This is a genomic window from Thermotoga sp. SG1 (assembly GCF_002865985.1).
Classification (GTDB): Bacteria; Thermotogota; Thermotogae; order Thermotogales; family Thermotogaceae; genus Thermotoga.
Genome location: NZ_LNDD01000004.1, coordinates 108059 through 123228, shown reverse-complemented (window position 1 = coordinate 123228; position 15170 = coordinate 108059). Strand labels below are relative to the sequence as shown.

Annotated in this window: 15 protein-coding genes; 14 read left to right on the top strand and 1 reads right to left on the bottom strand. The window is 43.6% G+C overall.

The window, feature by feature from the left end; translation table 11 throughout:
• Nucleotides 1–110 precede the first annotated feature (110 nt).
• From AS006_RS06020 to AS006_RS05960, 13 genes are all read left to right on the top strand, one after another.
• Nucleotides 111–2078 carry an ABC transporter substrate-binding protein gene (locus AS006_RS06020; RefSeq protein ID WP_101513451.1) on the top strand — a complete coding sequence of 656 codons (1968 nt, stop codon included), beginning with the start codon at nucleotides 111–113 and terminating at the stop codon, nucleotides 2076–2078.
• A 75-nt stretch (nucleotides 2079–2153) separates the two neighbouring features.
• Complete coding sequence (locus AS006_RS06015; RefSeq protein ID WP_101513450.1) at nucleotides 2154–3137, top strand: ABC transporter permease; 984 nt, start codon at nucleotides 2154–2156, stop codon at nucleotides 3135–3137.
• A 10-nt stretch (nucleotides 3138–3147) separates the two neighbouring features.
• On the top strand, nucleotides 3148–4251 hold the full coding sequence (locus AS006_RS06010; RefSeq protein ID WP_101513449.1) for an ABC transporter permease: 1104 nt from the start codon (nucleotides 3148–3150) through the stop codon (nucleotides 4249–4251).
• A gap of 11 nt (nucleotides 4252–4262) precedes the next feature.
• A complete protein-coding gene (locus tag AS006_RS06005) occupies nucleotides 4263–5258 on the top strand; it encodes an ABC transporter ATP-binding protein (protein ID WP_101513448.1) in 996 nt (331 codons plus the stop codon).
• Nucleotides 5245–6267, top strand: a complete 1023-nt coding sequence (locus AS006_RS06000) for an ABC transporter ATP-binding protein (RefSeq protein WP_101513447.1) — start codon at nucleotides 5245–5247, stop codon at nucleotides 6265–6267. The genes AS006_RS06005 and AS006_RS06000 overlap by 14 nt, the downstream gene beginning before the upstream one ends.
• Nucleotides 6264–6764: a hypothetical protein gene (locus AS006_RS09700; protein ID WP_101513446.1), complete on the top strand. Its 501-nt coding sequence runs from the start codon at nucleotides 6264–6266 to the stop codon at nucleotides 6762–6764. Before AS006_RS06000 ends, AS006_RS09700 begins: the two co-directional genes overlap by 4 nt.
• A gap of 70 nt (nucleotides 6765–6834) precedes the next feature.
• Entirely contained in the window at nucleotides 6835–7416 is a 582-nt protein-coding gene (locus tag AS006_RS09695) for a hypothetical protein (RefSeq protein WP_101513445.1), read from the top strand.
• Nucleotides 7417–7420: 4 nt separating this feature from the next.
• Complete coding sequence (locus AS006_RS05985) at nucleotides 7421–7828, top strand: hypothetical protein (RefSeq protein ID WP_101513444.1); 408 nt, start codon at nucleotides 7421–7423, stop codon at nucleotides 7826–7828.
• Between the two features lie 458 nt (nucleotides 7829–8286).
• Nucleotides 8287–8550: a hypothetical protein gene (locus tag AS006_RS09720; RefSeq protein WP_158241072.1), complete on the top strand. Its 264-nt coding sequence runs from the start codon at nucleotides 8287–8289 to the stop codon at nucleotides 8548–8550.
• 50 nt (nucleotides 8551–8600) lie between these two features.
• Nucleotides 8601–10292 (top strand): glycoside hydrolase family 2 TIM barrel-domain containing protein, encoded by a 1692-nt coding sequence (locus AS006_RS05975; RefSeq protein WP_101513442.1) that lies wholly within the window; start codon nucleotides 8601–8603, stop codon nucleotides 10290–10292.
• Between the two features lie 131 nt (nucleotides 10293–10423).
• Nucleotides 10424–10549 (top strand): hypothetical protein, encoded by a 126-nt coding sequence (locus AS006_RS09625; RefSeq protein WP_233185670.1) that lies wholly within the window; start codon nucleotides 10424–10426, stop codon nucleotides 10547–10549.
• Between the two features lie 225 nt (nucleotides 10550–10774).
• Nucleotides 10775–12106 carry an MFS transporter gene (locus AS006_RS05965; protein WP_199167440.1) on the top strand — a complete coding sequence of 444 codons (1332 nt, stop codon included), beginning with the start codon at nucleotides 10775–10777 and terminating at the stop codon, nucleotides 12104–12106.
• 48 nt (nucleotides 12107–12154) lie between these two features.
• The gene (locus AS006_RS05960) at nucleotides 12155–12418 is read left to right on the top strand and encodes a stage V sporulation protein S (protein ID WP_015919973.1); all 264 of its coding nucleotides are present in this window, start codon (nucleotides 12155–12157) and stop codon (nucleotides 12416–12418) included.
• A gap of 27 nt (nucleotides 12419–12445) precedes the next feature.
• Here AS006_RS05960 and AS006_RS05955 read toward each other — a convergent pair whose 3' ends face one another.
• Complete coding sequence (locus tag AS006_RS05955) at nucleotides 12446–14044, bottom strand: FMN-binding glutamate synthase family protein (RefSeq protein ID WP_199167438.1); 1599 nt, start codon at nucleotides 14042–14044, stop codon at nucleotides 12446–12448.
• Nucleotides 14045–14153: 109 nt separating this feature from the next.
• Between AS006_RS05955 and AS006_RS05950 the strand changes: the two genes are divergently transcribed.
• Nucleotides 14154–15170, top strand: coding sequence for a TrkA family potassium uptake protein (locus AS006_RS05950; protein WP_369819747.1), 1017 nt, complete (start codon nucleotides 14154–14156; stop codon nucleotides 15168–15170).

Here is a 15170-nt window from a genome sequence, read left to right as displayed (position 1 = left end):
TGACTTAATTGCTCATTTATTGATACCATATTGACATACTTTGGATGATTTTAGTTTGCTTTTTGTGATTTTTGACGATGTCAATTTCAAAACTGGGAGGAGGTGGTACGATGCTGAGAAAGTTTTTATGGGGTTTTATCATTGCAATCTTTGTGGTTCAGATTCTTGCCATTGGACTCAACGAGATTGTTCCTGGAGAGTATTACAATCTCACCGATTACGAGCGGCTGACAGGAAAGAAGATCACAAAATTCAACGAAGCTCCTATGCTGAAAGAGATGGTTGAGAAAGGATTGTTACCACCGATTGAAGAGAGGCTGCCAAGGAATCCTGTTGTGGTAGTTCCATACGAAGATGTAGGAAAATACGGCGGTACTTGGAACAGAGCATGGTATGGGCTTTCAGACGAGTGGAATGCGGGTCGTATTTGTTATGAATTTATGTTAATTTCAGACAAAGCTGGTAAGGAACTGTTGCCTGATATTCTTGAAAGTCTACAGGTTTCGGAAGATGGCAGAGAATATGTTATGAAAATCAGAGAGGGTTTGAAGTGGTCTGATGGTGAACCAGTAACTGCAGAAGACGTAAGATTCTGGTACTATGATGTTCTTCTAAACAAAGAATTGACCCCATCTGTGCCTTCTGTCTTCCAACCGGGTGGAGAAGTTTTCAGTCTGGAAATCATTGATGATTATACTTTCAAAGTAATCTTCAAAGAACCTTATCCGTTATTCCCATTTGCTCTGGCTGGAGATGGAGGAAGAGCTGGTCTTGAATTCGTTGTCCCATCACATTACATAAAAAAATTCCATCCAAAATACGTTGGTCTAGAAAGAGCAAATGAAATAGCAAAAAATAACGGATATAATACGTGGTACCAATTTGTAAAGGACAAATGCCTTCAGTCAAATTCTTGGCTTGTCAATCCCGATCTACCGGTTCTTTTTCCATGGAAATTATCCAAGGATTCTTCAGAGAGAGCTCTCATACTCGAAAGAAATCCGTTTTACTTCAAAATTGATCCTGAAGGGAATCAACTTCCTTACATTGACAGAATAGTATTTCATTATGTTGAAAATCAACAGATGTTACTGATGAAAGCAATATCAGGAGAAATTGATATGCAAGGTAGGCATTTGACAATTGCTGACTATTCAATTCTTGCTTCCAACAGAGAAAAGGGAGGTTACAAGATAATTCTTGCTAGACAAGCTGTAGGAAGTGCTGATACCCTCATGATAAATCAGAATTATACAGATGATCCTGTAATTGGTGAAATTCTGAGAGAGCCCAAATTTAGACAGGCCTTGTCTCTAGCAGTGAACAGAGAAGAAATTTGGCAGTTGGTTTACCAAGGACTTGGAGAGCCGCGCCAAGCATCTTTTGTAAAAGGCGTCAAATATTATGACCCTGAATGGGAAAAAGCGTTTGCAGAATATAATCCTGACAAAGCAAACGAACTCCTTGATGAGATGGGTCTTAAATGGGATCCCTCACACTCCTATAGACTAAGACCTGATGGCAAAAAACTTGAAATTGTTATCGAATATACAACTCCAACTCAAACAAGAGAAAAAACTATGGAAATGGTTAAATCATATCTTGAAAAGGTTGGTATAAGCGTTGTTTTAAAACCTATTGACAGATCACTGTATGTCACAAGATTAGAGGCTGGGCAACTACAAATAGGTGTATGGGAATTCGACAGAAATGTAGATCCTGTTGGAGATCCAGCTCATATCCTTGGTAGTCAATGGGCACCTCTTACATGGCAATGGTACAACACTGGCAAAAAGACAGGCATGCCACCCAAAGAGGGAACAGATCTATGGAAACTTTTCGAAATATGGGATCAGCTTGTCAAAGAAGTTGACTCAAAAAAACGCGATGAATTAATGAAAGAGGTAATAAATCTCCATAAGAAGAACATTTGGATGGTTGGTTTTGTAGGAGCTCTCCCACAACCAATTGTCGTAAAGAATAACATGAAAAATGTTCCACAAGGTTTGCTTTGGGATTTCCCACTTATAAGAAGTCCAAAAAATCTCAGGCCAGAACAATTCTATTTCGAAAAATAAAAAAAGGGGAGGGAATCCTCCCCTTTTGTCAAAACCACCATTTTTATAAATCTCAGTGGGTGAGGTGAACATCTAATGATAATATACATCATCAGGAGGTTAATAAATGCACTTATAACATTATTTGTCATCTCTGTCATTTCTTTCGCTATTATTCAACTTCCTCCTGGAGATTTTTTGACATCTTATATTGCACAATTGAGAGTCTCCGGTGAAGATATTGATTTAGCTACTGTGGAAGCATTGAGGAAACAATACGGATTAGATAAACCCATTTATATTCAATATTTAAAATGGATCTGGGGAATATTGCACGGAGATTTTGGATACTCATTCTCATGGAAAAAACCCGTGAATGAATTACTCTGGAACAGATTAGGGATAACGGTTTTAGTAGCCGTATTATCACTTATATTTAGCTGGTGTTTCGGATTCATCATTGGTATGTATTCAGCAGTCCACCCTTATTCCATAGGAGATTATTTAGCGACTGTTCTTGGATACATTGGTCTAGCAGTTCCCAATTTCCTCTTAGCTCTTGTTTTGTTGTGGGGAATTTACACACTGACAGAAGAAAATTTAAGTGGTTTGTATTCCATAAAGTATCTAAACATTCCTATGAATTTCGAAAAATTTTTGGATATCCTGAAGCATCTCTGGATACCTGTGTTGGTTTTGGGAACCTCGGGTATGGCAGGGCTCATCAGGACACTGAGGGCAAACCTTTTAGATGAGCTTCACAAGCCCTATGTAGAGGCGGCACTCTCCAAAGGACTTCCAGAGAACAAAGTGTTCTGGAAGTATCCTTTGAGGATAGCGATGATACCGTTCATCAGCACGGTGGGATGGTCGTTACCTTGGATCTTTTCAGGTGCTACAATAACTGCAATCGTTTTGAATTTACCCTCAGTAGGACCATTACTTCTGAACGCATTGAAGAATCAAGACATGTACCTTGCTGGGAGTTTGGTGATGTTTTTGAGCTTTTTCACTGTGATAGGGACGTTGATATCAGACATACTTCTTGCGTGGGTAGATCCGAGGATCAGGTTCGAGTAGGAGGGAAAGCATGAAGAAGAAAGAACAGATGGAAGAGAAGTTCTATTACGCATCGCAGTGGCAGCTCATCTGGTGGAGGTTCAAAAGGCACAAACTTGCCGTGGTAGGAGGGGTGGTGCTTTTAATAATCTACATTCTTGCAATCTTTTGTGAGTTTTTTGCGCCGTACGATCCAAACAAATACAACTACAGGTTTCCCTACGCACCGCCACAGAGGATACACTTTTTCCACGAGGGAAAGTTCATTGGGCCGTTCGTGTACGGCTACACTTCCACGGTAGACCTTGAGACTTTGAGGAGGATCTACAAAGAAGACAAAAGCAAGATCTTCAGGATAAAGTTTTTTGTTCGAGGAGACGAGTACAAACTGTGGGGTATCTGGAAGACGAACATACACTTCATTGGAGTAGAAGATGGCTACATGTTTCTTCTTGGAACGGACAGTTTGGGAAGAGACATGCTCTCCAGGATCATCTACGGTGCTCGTATCTCCACATCGATAGGTCTGATAGGAGTCTTTCTGAGCTTTGTTCTTGGTATCACCATAGGGGGCATCTCGGGATACTTTGGAGGAGCGGTGGACAACTTCATCCAGAGAACGATAGAGATTATAAAAAGTATTCCTACAATTCCATTATGGTTAGCTCTAAGTGCTGCTCTTCCGCAAAACTGGCCTCCGCTTAGAGTTTATTTTGTTATATTGATTATTCTTTCATTGACGGGATGGACAGATTTGGCAAGAGTAGTAAGAAGCAGATTTTTGTCCTTGAGGGAAGAAGACTTTGTTATGGCAGCAAGGTTTATGGGAGCATCGGAGGCAAGGATCATCTTCCGGCACATGCTTCCTTCTTTCATGAGTCATCTGATAGCAAGCATCACACTTTCCATTCCCGGGATGATACTTGGTGAGACGAGTCTTAGTTTTCTTGGGCTTGGTCTGAGACCACCAGTGATCAGCTGGGGAGTGTTACTCCAGGAGGCACAGAATTTGACGGTAGTTGCTTTGTATCCATGGCTTTTGATCCCCGTTGCGTTTGTGATCACAACCGTTCTGTGCTTCAACTTCGTTGGGGACGGACTCAGGGATGCGGCAGATCCGTATGCGAACATGTAGGAGGGAAGAAGATGGCACTTCTTGAGGTGAAGAACCTGAAGACCTACTTTTTTACAGATGAAGGCATTGTGAAGGCGGTCGATGGGGTGAGTTTTGAGATAGAGGAAGGAAAGACACTGGGTGTTGTTGGTGAGAGTGGCTGTGGAAAGAGTGTGACAGCAAGGTCAATCATAAAGCTTCTTGGCACAACAGGAAGGATAGTCTCAGGAGAGATCCTCTACAACATGGACGGGAAGGTGGTGGATCTTGCAAAGTTCTCAAAAGAGGAGATCAGAAAGATCAGAGGAAGACACATAGCGATGATCTTCCAAGAGCCGATGGCTGCCTTTTCTCCTGTCTACACGGTGGGAGATCAGATCATAGAAGGTATGGTTTATCACTTCAAGATGTCAAGGGAAGAGGCAAGAGAGCGTGCGATAGAACTCTTAAGAAGAGTTGGTATTCCAAAGCCAGAGAAGATGATAGACGCTTATCCGTTCGAGTACTCGGGTGGTATGAGGCAGCGTGCGATGATCGCAATGGCTCTTTCGTGTAATCCTCGTCTTCTGATCGCAGACGAGCCAACTACAGCTCTTGATGTGACGATACAGGCTCAGGTTCTTGATCTTTTGAGGGAGCTTCAGGCAGAGTACAACATGTCGATCATGATGATCACACACAACATGGGAGTTGTTGCGGAGATGTCGGATCATGTGGTGGTGATGTACCTTGGGAGGGTGGTGGAGAGTGCACCCGTTGAAGAGCTTTTTTACAATCCAAAACACCCTTACACGTCGCTTCTTTTGAGGTCCATTCCCGTTGTGGGAAAAAGAGTAGAAAGGCTCGAGGTGATAGAAGGAGACGTTCCAGATCCAAGGAACATGCCAAAAGGTTGCAGGTTCCATCCAAGGTGTCCTTACAGGATGAAGGGAGTCTGTGATGAGAGGGAGCTGGTTGAGGTTGAGGTTGGATCAAAACACAAAGTGAGTTGTTTTCTCTATGGAGGGACAGAAGATGGCGCTTCTTGAGGTGAAGAACTTGAAGAAGTACTTTCCCATTGTAAAGCGTGGCTTTAGAAGGAAAGTGGTTGGCTATCTCAAGGCGGTGGATGGTATCTCTTTCCACATAGAGGAAGGAGAGACCTTGGGTCTTGTTGGTGAGAGTGGTTGTGGTAAGACCACAACAGCAAAGCTCATCATGAGAGGGATCGAGCCAACAGAGGGTGAGATCATTTTAAACATGAACGAAAAGATCGATATCACCAGGTTGTCCGAGAGAGAGCTCAGGGAAAAAGGGGTAAGAAGGTTTCTTCAAATGATCTTCCAGGATCCTTACTCTTCTTTGAACCCAAGAATGACTGTGCGGGATATCATAGCAGAGCCCCTTGTTGTAAACAGGCTGGTGAAGTCAAAGGAAGAGATAGATCAGATCGTCTCAGATCTTTTGAGGGCTGTTGGTCTGAGGCCAGAGTACATGCAAAGATATCCCCATGCTTTCTCGGGTGGGCAGAGACAGAGAATTGCCATCGCACGTGCGATCGCTTTGAAGCCAAAGCTTGTTCTGTGTGATGAGCCAACTTCCGCTCTGGATGTGTCCGTTCAGGCTCAGATCATAAATCTTCTCAAGGATCTTCAAAAAGAGTACCACCTCACCTATCTGTTCATCTCTCACGATCTCGGTGTGGTGGAGCACATCACAAACAGGGTGGCCGTGATGTACGTGGGAAGGATCGTGGAGCTTGCAGAGACTGAAGAGCTCTTTTCTTCTCCAAAGCACCCCTACACGGAGGCTCTCCTTTCTGCTGTTCCAAAGCCCGATCCAAAGAGAAAGAGAAAGAAGGTGCATCTCACAGGTGAGGTTCCAGATCCATCGAACCCACCTTCTGGTTGCTACTTCCACCCAAGATGTCCTTACGCAAAAGCTGTCTGTAAAGAGGTCTACCCCGAGCTTAGAAACATCGGCACTGATGAAAATCCTCACCTCGTCGCATGTCATTTCGCAGATTCATTGAGTTTGGAAGGAGTGAGTGTTAAATGAGGCTTCAAATAAAAGAATCACTTTTTTTGGTATCATTTTTCGTATCTCTCACATTCATATTTCTAACAGGAGGAGCTACCATGAATCATCAGCACTGCTATGAAAAGATAATAATCGATCTTTCTGAAGAAGGAAGAATTTTCATGGGAATAGGAACAACCGCAGAAACCTCTATCCGATTGTTAATGGATTATCCAAAGGAAATACTCCAACAAATTCTTCGAATAATGTTTGAACCAAATTTTGGGGCAAGTCTTCAACATCTGAAATTGGAAATTGGTTCCGATGCAAATTCTTCTTCCGGAACCATTCCTTCTCACATGCGGAGTAAAGATGATTATAATATTTCAAGAATTTTTCTGCTGAAATTCGCAAAAATGGCAAAAGGAGTGAATCCAGATTTGACGTTGAGTACTTTAAGATGGGGAACATCATCTTGGATTAGAAGTTATGAAGATAAATATTTCTTCTATAAAAAATTATCTTTAATAAGATAAAGAAATTTTCGATCTCAAATTTGACTATCTAGGTCCTGATCAAAATGAAGGAGAATTCGATAGAAAATAGGTGAAGTTTTTTAGGAATAAACTGAACGAAAATAGATTTGATGAGGTAAAGTTTATTGCGGCAGATGCTGTATCTAATCCATGGCGTATTATCACTCTTTTAAATTCCGATAAAGAACTTCAAAAAATCATTGATGTTGTAGGAGTTCATTATACACTGAAAAGTCCAGTGAAAGCTTTATATTGCGGGAAACCAATATGGCATAGTGAAGCATGGCCGCTTATGTGGAGCAAAAGTTGGAAAGAGGTACCTCCAGGAGGGCTCGATTTTGCAAAAACTATCATTGAAACCTTTGTGAAAGCAAAAATGCAAGCATACATAATGAATCCTTTCGTGGAAGCGTACTATCCAGTAGTTCCTTACAACACAAAAGGTTGCCTAATTGCTAATACTCCGTGGTGTGGTCATTGCGAAATAACGAATGGTGTTTGGATTGTAGCTCATTTTACGCAATTCATAAAACCAGGTTGGAAAATCCTCGACAAAGCAAGTATGTTTTCAAAACCCTTCTACTGTCTGACAGCATGTGATCCTACTTCTCAAAATTATTGTAAATCCCTCGGAGAAATCGCTGGTATATGAATTCGTGGTAAACGATGGGGAAGCATCGAGTAAGAGGGTTCACGTTTGGAAATCGACAGAGAGGGAGAAATTTGCATATTCCAAAAGTATTACACCTGAGAATGGGGTTTTCATTGTAGAAATAGAACCGTTTTCTATTTATTCTATAACAACCACTACAGGGCAAAGGAAAGGAGAATTTGAACCTCCTCCTTTTCGCCATCTGAAGCTACCTTATCGTGAAACCTTCGACGAATATACAAATAGATCTCAACCTAGGTATTTTTGCGACCAGGGAGGAGCGTTTGAAGTATGCGAAAGGGGATTTCAAGGAAAAGGATTATGTCAAGTGATAACAAGAGACATAAAACCCATTGATTGGGTATATAGAAGAACACCAGATCCTTACACTATTTTTGGCGATATCGATTGAGCAAATTACAGTGTGAGTTGTTGGGTAAATCTGAAAGGACAGGATATTGAAACTGCTTATGTGATGATTGGTGGAAGAGTTATCGATTCTCCATGTAATGAGAATCCTCCTGTTGGTTATTATTTGAAGATCCATGGCAATGGTTTTTGAGAATTTAAGAGACATACAACTACTTTGCTTAAAGGAAATATCAAAGATTTTGATGCTACGAAATGGCATCATATTAAAATAAGTTTTAAGTACTCTGAGATTAAGGTATTCTTGGATAACACGAATTTGTGCTATTACAATGATGAAGTAGGGGGTATCTCGAGTGGCTTAGTTGTTTTAGGTAGCGGATACCATAAAGCTATATTTGATGAAGTGTTGGTGGAGCCTGTAGAAACGATATTCCTGTATACGTCCGAAAAATTGACGACAAAGATTCATCCATTAAGTATGTTGGCCAGTGAAGCCACATTTCAGCCTCTTATTCTGATTATCAACGCACCCCTAGCGAAACAAATGGTGATGGGACTTCTTCTTTTGAATATACCTTCGAAGGTACAGGTATAAACATTGTGGGAAATATTCCAAATGGTCAGGTAAAAGCAGATATCTTTATTGATGGTAGAAAAGCGAGAAGAATAGACGTGGAAGGGATTGATAATGGTTCAAAGAGAACGCTTTGTAGAATCACCGGTCTGTCACCTGGCAAACATACGATCAAATTTATCCCGTGAAATTCTGGAACACATGTAAAGTGAACAGATATTCGAAGGAGGTAGATATTGTGTTGAGATCTCAACAAAATGCAAAAAGGACTGTTATAAACTTGTCTAGTCTCTGGTTTCTCGAAGTGGGGAAAGAGAAAAGGCCGATAGCCGTTCCCGGGAGCTGGAACGAGCAGTATCAGGATCTGTGCTACGAAGAAGGACCCTTCACCTACAAAACCACCTTCTACGTTCCGAAGGAACTTTCACAAAAACACGTCAGACTTTACTTTGCTGCGGTGAACACAGACTGTGAAGTCTATCTGAACGAAGAGAAAGTGGGGGAAAACCACATCGGCTATCTTCCCTTCGAGATAGACGTGACAGGGAAGGTGAGGGCAGGAAAGAACGAACTTAAAGTGATTGTGAAGAACGAGTTGAAAGTAGGAGGTTTTCCATCGAAGGTTCCAGACAGCGGCACGCACACCGTGGGATTTTTCGGAAGTTTCCCACCTGCAAATTTCGACTTCTTTCCATACGGTGGAATCATAAGACCGGTTCTTGTGGAGTTCACTGATCACTCGAGGATCCTGGATATCTGGGTGGACACAAGCAAGTCTGAACCGGAAAAGAGACTTGGAAAGGTGCAGGTAAAGGTTGAAGTATCAGAAGAAGCAGTAGGAGAAGAGATGAAGATCGAACTTGGAGGAAAGGAAAAAAGGATCAAGGTGACAGACAGAATTGTCGAAGAAGAATTCACCTTTGAAGATGCCAGATTTTGGAGTCTGGAAGATCCGTATCTTTACACTCTCAAAATAGAACTCGAAAAGGACGAGTACACTCTGGACGTTGGAATTCGAACGATCAATTGGGACGAAAGAAAGCTTTATCTGAATGGAAAGCCGATCTTTCTGAAGGGTTTTGGAAAGCACGAGGAATTTCCTGTTCTGGGACAGGGAACGTTCTATCCCATGATGGTGAAAGACTTCAACCTTCTGAAATGGATCAATGCGAACTCTTTTAGAACCTCACACTATCCCTACAGTGAAGAGTGGTTAGATCTTGCGGATCGATTGGGAATTCTTGTGATAGACGAAGCTCCCCACGTTGGTATCACAAAATACCATTACAATCCACAGACACAGAAAATCGCTGAAGAAAACGTGAAAAAGATGATAGACAGAGACAAGAACCATCCCAGTGTGATCATGTGGAGTGTGGCGAACGAACCGGAATCCAACCATCCCGATGCTGAAGGGTTCTTCAAGGCCCTCTATGAGACGGCAAAGAAGATGGACAGAACACGTCCTGTTGTCATGGTGAGCATGATGGACATGCCGGACGAGAGGACAAGAGATGTGGCTTTGAATTACTTCGACATCGTTTGTGTGAACAGGTACTATGGCTGGTACATCTACCAGGGAAGGATAGACGAGGGATTGAAGGCGCTAGAAGAGGACTTGGAGGAACTCTACAGAAGGCACAGAAAACCCATCTTCGTTACGGAGTTTGGAGCGGATGCGATAGCAGGCCTCCACTACGATCCACCCCAGATGTTCTCCGAAGAGTACCAGGCTGAACTCGTCGAAAAAACGATAAAACTTTTGATGAAAAAAGATTACATTGTAGGAATGCACGTTTGGGCGTTTGCAGACTTCAAGACTCCTCAGAATGTGAGAAGACCTATTCTCAACTACAAAGGTGTTTTCACAAGAGACAGACAACCAAAACTGGTCGCTCATGTGTTGAAGAAGTTGTGGGGTGAAATTTGAAATGTTCGATGTTCGCCGTTACTGGATTTTGCTTCTTCAAAAGATCTGTGAAAAACCTCTAGAACTTTGCGCCTCCGATCGACTGGAAAATTCGGGGAGGATTCTTATACAAGACAGGAGTTTTCCATCTCTTGAGCCAGCTTTCTCTTCTTCGCCTACTTCCACCAGTGCTTTCTCCTGCCCAGGTCAGATGTGCCCTCACTGCCGTTCTCAAAAGAATCTTTGAATATCCCACTACTTTCAACGAAAACGGCTGATTGAGAATAGGACTGATAGGCTCTCAGCCATCTCTTTCCACCCTCTGATCCTTTTTGGAAAGAGCCCTGTGAAAAGTGGACGAGTAAAAAGGTGTGGGAAGGAGAGGATATACACTCGGACAGGGCGTTGGAAGATTAACACACATTAAAACCCACAGAATAAATCCATTAATTTCTCAGTGATACTATGTCTGAAGTCGAAAACATCACAAGGAGGAAATGTGGTTGGATCCGAAGGTAAAAAAAGCCCTGAACATTTCCATAATAGAGGGAGCACTCGCTGTCCTCATCAACCAGTTCTTCGGAGGACCTTACCTGACGGGATACTTTCTCTGGATAGGAGCTTCCAGCTTCTTCATAGGACTTTTTGGATCCATTCCCTTTCTGGCGAATGCCCTCCAGATCGTTACCGTTTATTTCTCAAACAGACTGAAAAGCAGAAAACAGCTGATAGTTCCTTTGATGTGGATTGCTAGAACATCGATCATGCTGTTTGCTCTGTTTCCTCTCATCAAACACGGGCTGTTTCTGGCGTACATTCTGTACTTTTACATACAGATCGCCGGTGCTCTGTCTGCTCCACTCTGGCAAAGCTGGATGTCAGACCTTGTACCCAAAAACATGATAGGAAGCTATTTTGGTTTCAGAAATTTGATTCACGGAGTGGTTCAGATACCTGCCATGTTCGCTGCGGGAGCGATTCTGGATTCTTTGGGGGAAAACTGGAAAGGTTTCAGCACGCTGTTTCTCATAGCAGGTGCTCTAGGGTTTCTAAACGGATACTTCTTGAAAATCCAGTACGAACCTCCTTACAAACCAAGAGAGGCTTCTCTTGGGTTAACAAAAGTGATTAGGATCTTGCTGAAAGAAGAACATTATAAGAATCTTCTTCTGGGCTTTGCCCTCTGGAACTTTGCTGTTGGTGTTGGAACTGTCTACATAAACGTCATGCTCCTGAAGGAGGTTCAGTTCAGTTACTTTCAGATAAGTGTTCTGAACGCGGTTGGGATGTTTATAGGCACGCTCTTTCAACCGTTCTGGGGAAAACTGGGTGACAAGTACGGTTTTCAGTACTTTCTCAAAGTCTGTCTGTGGGTTCATGCAGCTATCATCCTGCTCTGGGCACTCACTCCCAGATCCTTCTTGTACGTTTTCTTCCTTCAGGTTATCATCGGTATCTTCGTGACAGCAGGAACGAGTCAACTCATTTTCTACACGCTCATGTACAGCGTTCCTTCTTCACTCAGTGCGGAGGCGTTTTCCGTGTTCAATAGTCTATCCAATCTCATGCTGTTTGCAGGTTCTCTGATTTCAGGTGTCATCGTCTCCGTTCTTGAAAACATCACCCTCCCCTTTGGAATATCTGCCATAAGGCTCACAATGATCATTTCTTTCTTCCTGAGGGCTTTTGCAGCGTACAGGATTTCCAGAATGGATCTTGGAACCCCTCAGAAAGTCAGCCTGGTTCAGATGGTCAGGGAATCCTTCTTCACGAGTGTTGTTCCATGGTTAAGAGAAAGGCTGAACACTCTGAACATTTTCAAAAGGAAGCGTTGATACATGGTAAAATACGATTGAGATCATACAACGAAGGGGGTAAGTCACATGGAAGTACTTAAGGTATCGTCGAAGTCAGATCCCAACAAAGTTGCTGGAGCCATCGCTGGTGTGGTGAGGGAACACGGAAGGGCGGAGATTCAGGCCATTGGAGCAGGTGCAGTGAACCAGGCAGTGAAGGCCATTGCCATCGCTCGGGGGTATCTCGCACCGAGTGGTATCGACCTCGTATTTGTTCCTGCCTTCACAGATGTGGAGATCGAAAACGAAAAGAGAACCGCCATCAAGTTCATTGTCTTCCCAAAAAGCTGAAGGGGAGCAAGAGCTCCCCTTTGTTCTTCATTCTTCGAGAATTTTCTCTGCTTCTTCTCTGTAGGATTCCATAACATATGGAATACCAGAAATCTCCGCCGCTTCCTTCGTGAGTGCGATGAGATCTCTTCTGGAGAGAACAGACAGACTGAACTTTCTCGCACCTGCCATGAGTTGTTGCAGACCCGTTTTGAACTTCTGAACGAACGTGTAGACACCTATGGCACCGAGTGGTAGTTTCTTTACCTCTTCTGCTCCGAATCTGTTCTTCAGCTCTTCGTAGGTGATGAAGATCTCTTCCACCGTTTTTCCGTACTTTGAAACCGTTCTGGGAAGTTCTCCCTTTTTGAGCCATTCTCCTATGTTCTTTCCCACCATCGCTGGTATCATCAAAGCTCTTCCCATACAAACTGCCTTCACATAAGGAGATCCCATCATCAATGCTTTGAGAACGGCGTCCTCCGTGGAAAAACCACCGGCTATGGCAATATCGGGAACCCGAATTCCTCTCTTGCTGAGTTTTTCAGCGAATTGATAAGTCAGAGATTCAAGATAGAACGTCGGAATGCCCCACTCGTTCATCATCGGCCAGGGGCTCATACCCGTTCCACCCGGTGCACCATCCACGGTGATCAGATCCACCTTCGCTTCGGCTCCGTATCTGAGAGCCATCGCAAGATCCACAGCAGAGTACGCACCCGTCTTCAATGTGATCCTCTTGAAACCAAGACTTCTCAATCTCTCTACTTCCTTCAGGAAAGATTCCTTTGAAACGAAACCAAGTCTTGAGTGCCTTTCGAATTCTCTGATCTCGCCTTCTTTGAAGGCCTGCTGAACCTCAGGAAGCTCGGGATCTGGCAGGACAATATAACCTCTTCTCTTCAACTCAAGAGCATCCTCAAGGGATCTCACCTTTATTTCACCACCGATGCTCTTAGCACCCTGGCCCCACTTGAGTTCTATCGTTTCAATACCGTGTTTGTTTATCACGTACTCAGCCACTCCCAATCTGGTGTCCTCGACGTTCATCTGGATCAGTATCTCGCCGTATTCTCCATCGTGATATCTTTTGTAGATCTCTATCCTCCTGTCCAGTTCCGGAGATTTCTTCACCTTTCCGTTGCTGTCCAGTTCCAGATCCGGATCGACTCCAGCCACGTTCTCTCCGCAGACAACCGTTATCCCACTGATGGCAGCTCCCACAGCTATGTGTTCCCAGTTTTTCCTGGCTATCTCTGTTGATCCGAGTGCACCGGTGAAGATAGGAACTTTCATTTTCACTTTGATGTCCCAGCCGTACTCGGTGGTTGTATCAACGTTTGTGAACACCGCTGTATCAGGTCCCGGTTCCACACCCTCGGGAAGGCCCTCTGCGCCGTGGGCGTATCCAAGAATGTTCAGATGAGAGTAATCTACAGGATAATCCTTAACTGCTCCCGCTGTGATCTCACCGAACGGCCCCGGATAGAGTACTTCCCTTCCTCTGAACGACGCAAGCCAGATCTCACAGCCTCCTGTGCAGCCATCGATACATCTGGAACATATTCCAGATACAGGAACAACATCCCTCGAACGGTTGAATGTTCCGGTTGCCTCGTTTGCATTCGGCCTTCTCAGGTTTCCCACAACAATCCCCCCTTGTCAGGTATTTTTATGCTTATTTATGGAATATTCATAGGTTATTATATCAAAAACCAACTGATAAAAAACGATGAAATATGGTGTAATATTTATCCTGAGGTGGTATGAAGTGATAAGAAAGAACATCACCGTTCTGGTGTCTGCAATAGCTTTTATCTTTGTGTTTGGGACCGTGGCGTTTCATCTGACAGAAGGATGGAATCTTTTTGACTCGTTTTTCTTCACCCTGATCACCATTTCCACAGTGGGATATTCTCTTCCAGAGGGTATCTCTCCTGTAGGGAAGGTGATCGCCTCTATTCTCATAGGAGCTGGCGTGACGATCGTACTTTATGGATTCACCTCGATCACGTCTTTGATAATCGAAGGGCATGTCCGAGAATACTTCAAAAACAGGAGGATAAAGAAAATGATAGACAAACTGAGAGATCATTTCATAGTGGTGGGGGCAGGAAGAACTGGAAGACACACAACCCTCGAGATAATGAAATCCAGAAGACCTTTTGTCGTGATAGACGTTTCTGAAGAAGCAATCAAAAGGCTGGAAGATTTCCTTGGGGAAGAATTCCCCTACGTTGTGGGAGATGCCGTGGAAGAAGAGGTGCTCATGAGAGCAGGTGTGGAGAGGGCAAGGTCTCTTATCGTCACTCTTCCCGACGATGCAAAGAGCACTTTTGTTGTCCTCACCGCAAAATCTCTGAATCCCAACCTCGAGATCGTCTCGAGGGTTTCTGATATGAAGGCCCTCAGCAAGCTCGTCTACGCCGGAGCTGACAAGGTAATAGCCACCTCGGAACTTGCAGGAGTGAGGCTTGCTCAGATGGCACTCAATCCCACCACCATAAGTTTTCTGGACATTCTCTCGTTCGGTGAAGAGTCTTTCAGAATAGAAGAAGTGATGATTCCCCCTGAGAGTCCCATAGCGGGCAAGACGCTCGGAGAGATAAACCTCTCAAAAAGAGCCGGCACCATCGTCATAGCGATAAGGCGTGGTGGAGAAGTGATCTTCAACCCAACTGGAGACACGAGGATACTTCCCGAAGACAGACTGATGGTGGTTGGAAAGAGCGATCACTTTGAAAAACTCCACAAGCTGATCGAGGAGGGATAG

Coding starts and splice junctions, on each gene's coding strand:
- AS006_RS06015 (WP_101513450.1), top strand. CDS start 2,154: ATGATAATATACATCATCAGGAGGTTAATAAATGCACTTATAACATTA.
- AS006_RS05960 (WP_015919973.1), top strand. CDS start 12,155: ATGGAAGTACTTAAGGTATCGTCGAAGTCAGATCCCAACAAAGTTGCT.
- AS006_RS06005 (WP_101513448.1), top strand. CDS start 4,263: ATGGCACTTCTTGAGGTGAAGAACCTGAAGACCTACTTTTTTACAGAT.
- AS006_RS06000 (WP_101513447.1), top strand. CDS start 5,245: ATGGCGCTTCTTGAGGTGAAGAACTTGAAGAAGTACTTTCCCATTGTA.
- AS006_RS06020 (WP_101513451.1), top strand. CDS start 111: ATGCTGAGAAAGTTTTTATGGGGTTTTATCATTGCAATCTTTGTGGTT.
- AS006_RS09700 (WP_101513446.1), top strand. CDS start 6,264: ATGAGGCTTCAAATAAAAGAATCACTTTTTTTGGTATCATTTTTCGTA.
- AS006_RS06010 (WP_101513449.1), top strand. CDS start 3,148: ATGAAGAAGAAAGAACAGATGGAAGAGAAGTTCTATTACGCATCGCAG.